An 11,887-nucleotide genomic window follows, 5' to 3' on the forward strand; every position below is an offset into this window, starting at 1 on the left:
AAAATTGTATAAACAATATACGATGTGTTCATGTAACATCCTATCTTTGAATTGTTATCCGATTATTATTCAATTAGATAGAATTGCGTTATTCAATTAGATAGAATTGCGTTGTCTATCACAAAAAATCCCGCATCAAGGTGCGGGATTTTTATAAACAGCATGAGTTACTTTTAACGGCTGGTTTGGTAGCTTGCTTCACTTACCGCCGTTGAGGCTTGATAAGGATGGGTAAAATCATTTAAACCTGCCACAGCTTCTTGAATATCCTTACCCTCTTTAATCACAAAGCTATCAAAACCTGAACGCTTTAGATAATTCAGCACATCTTTAAAAACATCACCGACTGCACGCAATTCACCTTGATAGCCTTGACGGCGCAGTAACGCTGCAAAAGAGTAACCACGACCATCGCCAAAACCTGCGAAATCAATAAAAATCGCCTCGAGTTGATCCAGTGGGTATGCTGTTGTTTCAGGTGAATCTTCCGCAGTCAAAAATAATGCTTTTTTCCCTGAAACATTCGGTAATTGATCAAGTTGCGCAACGGTTAGTACCACATCACCTTGTGGCAACTGTCCTTCTTCAGAAACTTGCTGAAAGGTATTCTCAAAAATACTGCCATCTTTGCCGAGCACAGGCTGAGTCAAATTAAGCATAAGCGCGCTCCTTAAATGGTTGAATGCCGACACGACGATAAGTGTCGATGAAGTCTTCACCTTCACTACGCAAATCTAAGTAGGTATTTAAAATTTCTTCCACGACATCTGGAATCACTTCGGCAGCAAAAGATGGCCCTAAAATATCACCAATTGAAGCATCATGGTCTGCATGCCCACCTAAAGTGATTTGGTAAAATTCGGCGCCTTTTTTATCCACACCTAAAATCCCGATATTACCAACGTGGTGATGACCACAAGCATTCATACAACCTGAAATATTCAAATCCAGTTTACCAAGATTATAAATGGTATCCAAATCATCAAAACGGCGTGAAATAGCTTCTGAAATTGGAATAGATTTAGCGTTGGCAAGTGAACAGAAATCACCCCCCGGACAGCAAATAATATCGGTAATAAAGCCAATATGTGCGCGCGCCAAGTTGTTAGCATCTAGGACTTGCCACAATGCAAATAAGTCTTTTTGTGGCACATCTACCAAGGCAATATTTTGTTCATGCGTGGTACGCAATTCACCAAAGGTATATTGATCGGCTAAATCTGCAATTAGATTCATTTCTTCGGTTGTCATGTCACCTGGTGCAACACCTGCACGTTTCAATGAAATAGTGACAATACGGTAGCCTTGAACTTTGTGCGCATGGGTATTGATGTTGAACCATTGTTTGAATTTTGGATACTGTGCAAACAGCTCACTAAAATCTTCATCGGCATAGTTTTGATAAGCAAATGGCGTGAAGTTTTCATCCATTTTTTTCAAAGTTTCAGCATCAATTTTCAAGGTTTTCACGGTATGTGCAAATTCAGCTTCAACTTTTTCTGCAAATACTGCTGGAGTTAGGGCTTTTACCAAAATTTTAATACGTGCTTTATATTTATTGTCGCGACGACCATGCAAGTTATAGACACGTAAAATGGCTTCTAAGTAAGCAATCAAATCCTCACGTGGCAAGAACTCACGAATAAAGCTACCAATAATTGGAGTACGACCTAAGCCACCACCAACTTTAATTTTATAGCCAATTTCGCCTGCTTCATTTTTAACAATATAGACGCCAATGTCATGAAACGCAGTTGCAGCACGGTCAATTTCTTCGAGTGCAGACACAGCAATTTTAAACTTACGTGGTAAGAAGGCAAATTCAGGGTGGAAAGTCGACCACTGACGAATTAATTCACAAGTTGGACGTGGGTCGGCAATTTCGCCCGCCACAACACCTGCATACTGGTCTGTGGTGGTATTACGAATACAGTTACCCGAGGTCTGAATGGCATGCATTTGCACGGTTGCAAGCTCTGCCAGCATATCAGGCACATTTTCCAGTGCAGGCCAGTTAAACTGAATATTTTGACGTGTTGATACGTGCGCATAGCCACGGTCATATTCCTGACTAATCTCAGCGATCTTGCGCAATTGCTTGGTATTCATCAGACCGTAAGGCACGGCAATACGCAACATTGGCGCATAGCGTTGAACATACAAACCATTTTGCAGACGTAATGGACGATATTCATCCTCTGTCAGTTTACCCGCAAGATAGCGTTCGGTTTGATCTCGAAACTGGGCAACACGTTGATTGAGCAACTGTTGATCGAAGTCGGTATATAAATACATGGCGTTCAGCTAGTAAGTCATTCTAGAAAGGTGTGTAGCATACCGATATTTACTTCATCAATAAAATGCTTTTTTTGCATACTTTATTTCGGTTTTATTGATATAAGCAAATCACACTTTATCGTGCATTCATCCTTAAATTAAATAACGCTGAGTTTGATTAGATCCCATTTCGAAGCACTTCATCAAGCTCGCAATTACCAATCTATTACCACTCACCTACACCCAAAGCCTGACCAATATAGTCATAACGCATTTTTGAGCGTGAAAATTGAATTGGATTCGCCAACTGACGCTCTAAAGCCGTATCATTTTTATTTAAAGGTACATTAACAACCCACTCCCGCTCAACTGCCAATTCAGAATTTAACGCTTCTGCCAAACTTAAAACTGCCTCTACACACAAATCAAGCTGTGCAAAAAAATCTTGCCAATACGCCAAGTCCTTCCTTTCAATTTTATTTTGAATCGCTTCCTTTACTAATTTCTGATCGTCAGGCAATTGCGATAGGCCTTTTTCAGCAACAATCGGAAGCTCCAAAGCTTGAGCTAAGCCTTGTAAGAACTGTGGCTCTAAGCCTCCAATAGATAGATATCGACCATCGGCGCAGCGATAATAATCATAAAAACTACCGCCATTCAGTGCGGCGGATTCTGCCTCTGCATTGTGATTGGCCGCCAGTTGTGCAGATGCCGCCAAATTATTGAGGCTTACTGCGCAGTCCGTCATCGAAATATCAATATACTGTCCCAAACCACTACGAGCACGTTCAACCACAGCCGCCAAGATTGCTATCACCGCATGCAGTGAACCTCCTGCCACATCAGCAACCTGCACACCCAAAGGCGGTGGGCCAGAAGCTTTACGTCCGCTATGCCCTGCAATCCCTGACAAAGCAAGATAGTTAATGTCATGACCAGCACGATTGCGATATTGACCAGTTTGTCCATAACCTGTAATTGAACAATAAATCAATCGTGGATTGATCCTAGAAAGCGCCTCATAACCCAAACCGAGTCGCTTCATCACATCAGGACGGAATTGCTCAACCACAATGTCATAGTCATTAATTTTAGATTTGATCAATTCAATACAGTTTGCATCTTTTAAATCGAGGGCGATCGACTGTTTATTTCGATTGAGATAGCTATGAGCTGTGGCTTGCCTATTGGCATAAGGTGGCATTACACGCACCAAATCCACCCGAGTTGGCGATTCAATATGCACGACTTCTGCACCCATATCGGCAAACATTAAAGTAGCAAAAGGACCTGGTAATAAAGTCGAAAAATCTAAAACTTTTAAACCACTTAAAGCACCATCCATTTCACATATTCCCTAAATCTTTATTCTGTAAAGCCAGTACCATAATGTATTTTCAAACTAGCAGACAATACGCATTTTGCTCAAATGCCTTGTCATTTTCTGCCAAGCCAAATCTTATTCGACTAAAGTTAATCTTTGATTTCATTCAACGTTAAGTAAATGATAGATAAAAGAATACTGCAATTTTACTTAAATTATGACATATTCCAGAATATAGAATATGCGTTATCATAATTACTCAGTGAACATTTGTATTTTTTAGCAAGAACGAGATTGCACTGATGCAGTGAAATCCAAAAAAAGGTCAAAAACATGAGCCGTGATACGATTAGCATTCATTTTGTCAATGCTGCGCTTACAGGTGTAAAACGTCTAGGTCTAGATATCGACACGTTACTGTCCCACGTTGGCATTGAAGCAGAGTTGCTCAAACAACCCAAAGCACGTATTTCTCCCGATCAATATACCCAATTTGCTCGAATGCTGTGGCTTGTCACCCAAGATGAACACATTGGTTTTGATGTACAACCACGTAAACTAGGCACCTTTGCTATGATGTGTCAGTTGATTATTCATTGCAAAACTTTGGGCGAAGCACTAGAGCGATCCACTGAATTTTATCGTTTATTTGGTGATGAATGGTCGGTAAATCTTGAACGTGATAAACATGAAGCACGTTTGATTCCTGCGATTCCGCCGAAATACGATCCCGATCATTTCGTTACCGAAAGTATGCTGATGATTTGGCACGGCTTAGCCTCTTGGTTGATTGAGCGTCGTATTCCTTTAGAACGTGTTCATTTTGGCTATGATCGTCCAAAGCATGCCGACGAATATGATGCTTTATTTTTCGCACCTGTGATTCAGTTTAATGCACAGCGTACAGAGGTCACTTTTGCAGCAGATTATTTGGATTTGCCGATTCGTCAGACCGAAGAAACTCTCGCAGAGTTCTTAAAAACTGCACCCGCTGGGCTGTTGGTGAAATTTAAAAATACAAACTCACTAACCAATCGCATTCGTGATGTATTGAAAAGCCATATTGGCGAAGAAATGCCAACACTCAATGATGTCGCTGCTATGCTGTATCTGTCACCGCAGACTTTACGTCGTCGCCTTGCCACCGAAGGCAAAAGCTATCAAGCTGTCAAAGATGCGCTACGTCGTGATGCGGCGATTCACTTATTATTGCGCCATGATTTGACTTTGGAAGATGTCGCACAGCAAGTTGGATTTAGTGAAACCAGCACATTCCACCGTGCATTCAAAAAATGGACAGGTGTAACACCAGGTTTATATCGACAGCTTCACGGTGGTTATCGTCATAGTGAAAACTTGGAATAAAAACACCGAACTAAATTGAATTTCAGCATAATATTTGTTTGATCTTTACTTTCAAAGCTCCTATAATTTGCGCTTCTTTTCGTTTGGTCGTTTTGTTTTGTGTGATTACACAATTTAAAAATGAACAAACCAACTATAATAGGTATTTCGTTCATGAAAACTCTCAGTGCAAAACCTGCTGAGGTGCAACACGACTGGTACGTTGTGGATGCATCAGGTAAAACACTTGGTCGTTTAGCGACTGAAATTGCTCGCCGCCTTCGTGGTAAGCATAAAACAACTTTTACACCGCACGTTGATACAGGCGATTACATCGTAGTGATCAATGCGGAACAAGTTCAAGTTACTGGTAACAAGTCACTTGACAAAAAATACTATCGCCACACTGAATTCCCAGGCGGTTTGAAAGAAACTAACTTTGAAAAATTAGTTGCGCACAAACCTGAAGAAATCTTCCAACGTGCTGTTAAAGGTATGTTGCCAAAAGGTCCTCTTGGTTATGCAATGATCAAGAAAATGAAAGTGTATGCTGGTAGCGAGCACCCTCATACTGCTCAACAGCCGCAAGTTTTGGATATCTAAGGGATAAAAGACATGGCACAAAATTATGGTACAGGTCGCCGTAAGACCGCAACTGCACGTGTTTTCTTATCAGCTGGTACTGGTAAACTCGTGATCAACAACCGTTCTATCGAAGAGTATTTCGGTCGTGAAACTGCACGTATGGTTGTTCGTCAACCGCTTGAGTTGCTTGAAGCAACTGGCAAATATGATCTTTACATCACTGTTAAAGGTGGTGGTATCGGTGGTCAAGCTGGTGCAATCCGTCACGGTATCACGCGTGCATTGATCGCATCTGACGAAACTTTGAAGCCTGCGCTTCGTCAAGCTGGTTTCGTTACTCGTGACTCACGTGAAGTTGAACGTAAGAAACTTGGTTTACGTAAAGCACGTAAACGTCCTCAATTCTCTAAGCGTTAATTTTTTCAGAGCTACGGCTCTTTACGAATTACGATTTACAGAATCGAAAAAACCTCGGTATTTCCGAGGTTTTTTTATGGTAAATAGTTAATGACGGATAGTTAATTGCTAGAGTTTATAATGGTAAACTTTGAAGCACCCCTCCTACACACAAAAAATCCGCACAATTAAAACCACACATAAAAAAAGCCACCGTGATGGCAGCTCAGTTTTAAAAAATCAAAATATAAGATGAGTTACAGCAAATCTTGACGAATCAATGATTTGACTTTTTTCACCGTATCTAGCGGATGCTCTAGTGGGAACATATGTCCACCTTCGACTACTTGGAATGGAATGCCTAGCTTGCGTTTTGCTACCTGTGGAAATTTACGTTTTAAGAATTGGCTATCTTGCCCAACGACTAAATCTACTGGAACTTTGGGTTGAGGCTGAGGTAGCCACCATAGCGATGGATTCTTTCTAAAAATTTCTACTTCGGCTGCCTTAGGAATGGTTAAAGTCACACCACCACGCACGGTATCTTCAGTTAAACCATGTTGAATATAAGCATTAAAACATTCAGGATCAAAGTCTTTAAAAAAGCCTCTCCCCGATAAAAGCTGTGCAGCTTGCTCACGACTTTCCCAGTGATCACGACGATGCTTTGACAATCCCGCAGGCGTAATTTGATCAACGAACTTTGGATAAAACAACTTGGACATGTGGAAGACCAAAGATGCTGCGCCCAAGATCAACGGTGGATCAAGCATAATCACCTGACTAATCAAGTCAGGACGTTTATTCGATACCATAAAACTCAGTACTGAACCCAGCGAATGCCCTAATGCAATCACTTTACGACCATTGGCTTGTGATTCAATGCTATCGGTAATTTGCTCTACCAAATAATCCCAATGATTAGTAATCGGATAACGAGGATTCGCACCCACTGGTGTGGTATAGATGATGTCATATTCATCAGACAGCGCATCAAATAGCTTTTGATAAGTTTCAGATGGAATGCCATTGGCATGAGCAAAATGAATCAGTGGTTTCATAGCTTATATTCGTATTGGATTAGACCTTCATCTTCTCCCTCTTGCCGATTTCTGACAAGAGAAAGAACTGAGCGGTTTTACTATTGCAATGAACACTTCTGCAAATGAGATCACGAGATCAACCCGTTATCGCTTTGCAAGCTTATTACTGCAATTTTACTTATTACTGTAATTTTGCTTGTGACTGGGCTTCGATCTGTTGATTAATCGACTGACCAATGCCATTGCCGATAGATGTACCTACAGTACCAAGTAAAGATTCAAACGGACTACGTTTTACGGTGTAGTCTACTTTTTTATCCACTTTCAGTTCACGAGCTAAAGTGGTGAGATTGCCTGCTTTGTCAGCCAAACCAATTTTGATCGCTTGATCACCTGTCCAAAACAGTCCTGAGAACAAATCTGGCGTATCTGCTTTTAGACGTTTACCACGACCTTCTTTCACCGCAGTGATAAAATGCTCATGAACATTATTCAGCAAGGCTTGTACGTGGGCTTTCTCTTCTTCATCGACTGGCTTCGTCCAGCTCAATAATGACTTATGGTCGCCCGAGGTCATGGTGCGATCTTCAACACCTAACTTTTTCGCCAGTTCAGTTACGCCATAATTCGGCATAATCACCCCGATCGAACCGACAATACTTGATGGATTGACATAGATTTCATCAGCAGCTGATGCAATATAATACGCACCCGATGCACCCATATCTCCAATGATGGCATAGACTTTTTTATCGGTGTTTTGTGATTTTTGATAACGAATCTCTTGCCAAATCTCATCCGACTGCACTGGCGAGCCACCCGGCGAGTTGATGTTAAGCACGACTGCTTTGGCATTTTTCGCTTCAAAAGCACGCTTCAATGCTTTATTGGTGTCTTTACTATTTACACTAGTGGCATCGCCTGCGATCATGCCTTGAATATCAACCACAGCAATATGCTCATCGGATACGATCGGCGTACCATCCACTTGCGAACCTGTGCTACACCCTTTTCCGAGCATAATCAAAATAAACATCAAATAGAGGAATGAAAGCAATTTAAAGAAAATGCCCCATCGACGTGCTCGACGTTGTTCTTCAACAGAAGCAAGTACCGCTTTTTCTAATATTTTCCACTCTTGACCTTGCACTTGGTTTTGATCCGAATGATTTGAAGGACTGTTTGATTGTTGTTCTGAAGATGGTTTTGGTGGCCAATCTGACATTATGCTTTCCTAAATAAAGGTTTTGGCACATCATACAGTTAATCAATTCAACTGCCTATATTGATCTGTAAATCTTCTTCATCTCGTTGTTTTTAGCTTATAATTCAGGTAAATTTTTTCATTATTATTTTAGTTTATTGATTTTTCTATGAGTTATGCAAAATAAGTCTAATGGATTAGCTTGGCTAGTACGCCTATTTCATTACACGCCTTTGAAGTTGTTACAACTTTTAGCGGTGATGATCGCTAATATTTTGTCGATTATGCCATCGTTTAAGACCATTCAAACGATTCGGCTGAATATCGAAATTGCACTTGCCGATTTATCAGCCCCTGAACGAGAACACGTTACTCAACAAGCCATCAAAAATGAATTGTGCTCCTATTTTGAGTTCTTCCACGTTTGGAGCAACAACAATCAACAAAACCTCGCATTGATTCATCAAGTCCATGGACATGAACGCCTGAAGCAAGCTTTAGCTGAAGAAAGAGGTGCTGTTCTGATCGTGCCTCACTTTGGCACTTGGGAAGTGATGAATGCGTGGATTTCACAACATACCGATCTGACCATTATGTATATGCCGATCAAAAATCCAAACATGGATCAGATCGTACTCGAAGCACGTCAACGTGAGGGTGCAACACTGGTACAAACCAATGAAACTGGTGTGAAGCAAATCTTCAAAGCACTCAAGAATGGTGGCACGACGGTAATTCTGCCAGATCATACACCAAAGCAAGGTGGTGAGCTCGTGCCGTGGTTTGGTGTCCCTGTGGAAAGTAGTCAGCTCTGTGCAAAAATGATTCAAAAGACAAGCGCACGTGCATTGATACTTTATGCGCTTCGAAATGACCAATCAGGCTTTGATATACATATCGAAGCGATGGATCCGCAGATTTATGATCGTAGTCTAAATGGTACAGCAATCATTCATCAACATATTGAACAGCTTATTCGACGTCATCCGCAGCATTATCATTGGAGTTATAAACGCTTCAAAGCCAACCCTGAAAGCAAAAAAGTATATAGCTTGCCTCATGCAGAAAGTATCAACTTAATCCGCACCATTCAAGCTCGGGATAGCCAAACCCGCACTATGCGAGACTGAATCGTCGGTCGGCTCAAGCCACTTTCGAGCTGCTCGTCGATATTGCCATGACCACGACGCATCAAGCTTTTTTTGTTCAATATGAATGCCACCCATTTGTGCGGTGTCTACATAAGGAATTTCTAAAGCATTTAATCGTGCAATCGTTTCAGGAGTTGGATGCCCATAACGATTATCGATTCCCACAGAGATAACAGCCAATTTCGGTTGAATTTTTTTTAAAAAATCATAAGCTGAACTATGCCGACTGCCGTGATGCCCAAGCACCAAAATATCTGCCGTCAAATCAGGATAATCTCGCATCAATTGGTATTCGGTGAGCCAACCTGCATCGCCCATCATTAATATTTTAAAATCATCAACCACATGATTCGAGGTGATTAAAACCACACATGATGATTCATTCGCACTTTGTAATAAGCCGCTTTGTATCTGATCATTTGGCATGGGTGAAAGCACTTCAAATAATACACCATCCCATTGCCATGATTGACCACGTTCACATTGGATAAATGGCACATCAGGATAATCCGTCACACCGTCTTTTTGTTCATTACTGCGCAGTTGTTTGACTGCGATCTCTCGCACAATCGCATCTGTACCGCCACGATGATCCAGATCGAGATGCGTCAATAATATTTCATCAAGCTTGCGAATACCTTGATCACGCAAATACGGCACAATCACCCGATCACCCATCGTCGGTTGACCTTCCTGCCAAGCACCCATACCTGTATCTAGCAACATATGATGCTTCTGTGTATGTACCGCAATGGCTTGTCCCTGCCCCACATCAAGAATATCCACGGTCAAATGTGCACGCAAACTTTGTTGAAAAAATATCGGAATCAGAAAAAATATTGCCCAATAACGGCTAATCAACCCTTTAGGCAACATCAAAATCGCCACAGCAATCGCAATACACAATAAGCTCATACCAGTGAAAAAGCTCGGTAAATATAACGCCGTCGCAATCGGCTCAATCGCCTTTAAAATCGAATGAAAAATGGATAATAAAAATGCAGATAATCCCCACAGTAATTCACCCAAAGGCTTACCAATAATCGGAACGACTTGCCAAATTAACGCTGATAAAATGTTCAGCGGCACAATCAATACGGTCAAAAATGGAATCGCAATAAGATTCACTAAAGGCGAAAGTACAGATACAGCCTTAAACTGCCACAGCACAATAGGTAGCAAAGCAATAAAGACACGCCACTGCGTCTGCCACAACAACGAAAATGCATATTTCAGATGATCAATGAATGTATCTTCAGGATGCGATTCATGCTTCTGCACTTGTCGATAGATCAGGATCAAAATCCCTGATGCCACAAAAGAGAGCCAAAATGCTGCGGACAAAATCGCAAAGCAATCAAAAATCAGTACGATCACCGCTGTCATCAGCAACATCATCAAAGTTGAAATCTGCCACCGTTGCCACAGACAAATACTCGCAATACAAGCGATCAACCACGTTCGCAATGCTGGAATCTCAAAGCCTGTAAACACCACATAAAAACTGACTAAACTGAGAAAAATCGGGATATAGAATAATTGTCGTGGAAACTTTAAATAAAGATTCTCTAGTCTTCCCATTCGCATAGACAGATGTAACGTTTTCATCAACAACCATGTCAACATCGCCGCTAAAAGCAACACATGTGGTCCAGAAATTGCCAAAAGATGGCTGATACCCAGTACCTGAAAACGCTGTGTGGTAGCGTGATCAATGCCACTACGATCACCTGTCAATAAACCTAAAAGCAGACCGTGCTCTTGGCTATGCCGTGCTATTTCAAGGTCATTGTGATGACTAAAATTGTTTTGCTCTAAAAGCTGTTGCCGAAACTCAAACCGTAACTTTTCAACCTGTAACCGCCAATCATTGAGTAAACCTCGCTGATCCACCACAAAGCGATACCAGCCCATAGATTGAACTTCTGAAGCCGTGATCGACTGATTATAAAGTACCGTTGCTGTGCCTTGAATGCCTTGTTGTAAGAGCCATTTTTCTTGATCAAAGCCACCATGATTAACATAACCATGCGGTGGCTTAATGTCCAAAGTCATCTGATAAAAATGACCCAGTGCCAATTGATCGGTACTCATGCCAATCACTTCACCTTGCGCATCATAAATCCGCTTGGGATAAAGTAATATTTTTAGACTACGATTTTGTTCGGGTATCAAAAGCTGTGCAGGCTGTCGCCAATTTTCTAGTTTGCCTTCGCTGAGCTGTGAAATATAAACAATGCCTTCAACGGTCTGTCGTTCAATCACATCATTGGCAAGTCGATGCTGTAAACGCTGATCGGCATAACTACAAGCCAAAAATAACGTAGAAATAAAAGCAATGGATTTGAGTAAAACGTTTAGCCATTTCCATTGCAACGTTCGATCAAAACGCCAAAATGACAATAGTAATAGCAATGAAATTAGACAAGGAATCAACCAATACAATGAATAAAATTTATCAATCAGTCCAAGTGGCATCCCAAGCGTTACAATCCCGACAATCCATGCCAAACACAACCAGCGAATCACGACCTTGTCGCCTTTTTAGTGCAAGTTATTAAAA

General features: G+C 41.3%; 10 protein-coding genes. 4 read left to right on the forward strand and 6 right to left on the reverse strand.

The window, feature by feature from the left end:
* Positions 1 to 173 precede the first annotated feature (173 nt).
* From MKI79_RS03750 to MKI79_RS03760, 3 genes are all read right to left on the reverse strand, one after another.
* On the reverse strand, positions 174 to 659 hold the full coding sequence (locus tag MKI79_RS03750) for a DUF934 domain-containing protein (protein WP_241570728.1): 486 nt from the start codon (positions 657 to 659) through the stop codon (positions 174 to 176).
* A complete protein-coding gene (locus tag MKI79_RS03755; protein ID WP_241570729.1) occupies positions 652 to 2,295 on the reverse strand; it encodes a nitrite/sulfite reductase in 1,644 nt (547 codons plus the stop codon). Before MKI79_RS03755 ends, MKI79_RS03750 begins: the two co-directional genes overlap by 8 nt.
* A gap of 208 nt (positions 2,296 to 2,503) precedes the next feature.
* Positions 2,504 to 3,622, reverse strand: coding sequence for a CaiB/BaiF CoA transferase family protein (locus tag MKI79_RS03760; protein ID WP_241570730.1), 1,119 nt, complete (start codon positions 3,620 to 3,622; stop codon positions 2,504 to 2,506).
* Between the two features lie 312 nt (positions 3,623 to 3,934).
* Between MKI79_RS03760 and MKI79_RS03765 the strand changes: the two genes are divergently transcribed.
* The 3 genes from MKI79_RS03765 (at position 3,935) to rpsI (ending at position 5,947) form a co-directional block, all read left to right on the forward strand.
* On the forward strand, positions 3,935 to 4,966 hold the full coding sequence (locus MKI79_RS03765) for an AraC family transcriptional regulator (RefSeq protein ID WP_241570731.1): 1,032 nt from the start codon (positions 3,935 to 3,937) through the stop codon (positions 4,964 to 4,966).
* 153 nt (positions 4,967 to 5,119) lie between these two features.
* Positions 5,120 to 5,548 (forward strand): 50S ribosomal protein L13, encoded by a 429-nt coding sequence (gene rplM / locus MKI79_RS03770; protein ID WP_092619377.1) that lies wholly within the window; start codon positions 5,120 to 5,122, stop codon positions 5,546 to 5,548.
* Between the two features lie 12 nt (positions 5,549 to 5,560).
* Positions 5,561 to 5,947, forward strand: coding sequence for a 30S ribosomal protein S9 (rpsI, locus tag MKI79_RS03775; protein ID WP_092619374.1), 387 nt, complete (start codon positions 5,561 to 5,563; stop codon positions 5,945 to 5,947).
* Positions 5,948 to 6,183: 236 nt separating this feature from the next.
* Here rpsI and MKI79_RS03780 read toward each other — a convergent pair whose 3' ends face one another.
* Positions 6,184 to 6,987: an alpha/beta fold hydrolase gene (locus MKI79_RS03780; RefSeq protein WP_241570732.1), complete on the reverse strand. Its 804-nt coding sequence runs from the start codon at positions 6,985 to 6,987 to the stop codon at positions 6,184 to 6,186.
* 163 nt (positions 6,988 to 7,150) lie between these two features.
* Positions 7,151 to 8,194: a signal peptide peptidase SppA gene (gene sppA / locus MKI79_RS03785; protein WP_241570733.1), complete on the reverse strand. Its 1,044-nt coding sequence runs from the start codon at positions 8,192 to 8,194 to the stop codon at positions 7,151 to 7,153.
* Positions 8,195 to 8,349: 155 nt separating this feature from the next.
* Here sppA and MKI79_RS03790 point away from each other — a divergent pair, with 155 nt between their 5' ends.
* Positions 8,350 to 9,303, forward strand: coding sequence for a lysophospholipid acyltransferase family protein (locus MKI79_RS03790; RefSeq protein ID WP_241570734.1), 954 nt, complete (start codon positions 8,350 to 8,352; stop codon positions 9,301 to 9,303).
* Here MKI79_RS03790 and MKI79_RS03795 read toward each other — a convergent pair.
* Positions 9,250 to 11,853, reverse strand: coding sequence for a DNA internalization-related competence protein ComEC/Rec2 (locus MKI79_RS03795; protein WP_241570735.1), 2,604 nt, complete (start codon positions 11,851 to 11,853; stop codon positions 9,250 to 9,252). The genes MKI79_RS03790 and MKI79_RS03795 overlap by 54 nt on opposite strands.
* Positions 11,854 to 11,887 lie beyond the last annotated feature (34 nt).

The organism is Acinetobacter sedimenti (genome assembly GCF_022601685.1).
Classification (GTDB): Bacteria; Pseudomonadota; Gammaproteobacteria; order Pseudomonadales; family Moraxellaceae; genus Acinetobacter; species Acinetobacter sedimenti.

Coding starts and splice junctions, on each gene's coding strand:
- MKI79_RS03750 (WP_241570728.1), bottom strand. CDS start 659: ATGCTTAATTTGACTCAGCCTGTGCTCGGCAAAGATGGCAGTATTTTT.
- MKI79_RS03755 (WP_241570729.1), bottom strand. CDS start 2,295: ATGTATTTATATACCGACTTCGATCAACAGTTGCTCAATCAACGTGTT.
- MKI79_RS03760 (WP_241570730.1), bottom strand. CDS start 3,622: ATGGATGGTGCTTTAAGTGGTTTAAAAGTTTTAGATTTTTCGACTTTA.
- MKI79_RS03765 (WP_241570731.1), top strand. CDS start 3,935: ATGAGCCGTGATACGATTAGCATTCATTTTGTCAATGCTGCGCTTACA.
- rplM (WP_092619377.1), top strand. CDS start 5,120: ATGAAAACTCTCAGTGCAAAACCTGCTGAGGTGCAACACGACTGGTAC.
- rpsI (WP_092619374.1), top strand. CDS start 5,561: ATGGCACAAAATTATGGTACAGGTCGCCGTAAGACCGCAACTGCACGT.
- MKI79_RS03780 (WP_241570732.1), bottom strand. CDS start 6,987: ATGAAACCACTGATTCATTTTGCTCATGCCAATGGCATTCCATCTGAA.
- sppA (WP_241570733.1), bottom strand. CDS start 8,194: ATGTCAGATTGGCCACCAAAACCATCTTCAGAACAACAATCAAACAGT.
- MKI79_RS03790 (WP_241570734.1), top strand. CDS start 8,350: ATGCAAAATAAGTCTAATGGATTAGCTTGGCTAGTACGCCTATTTCAT.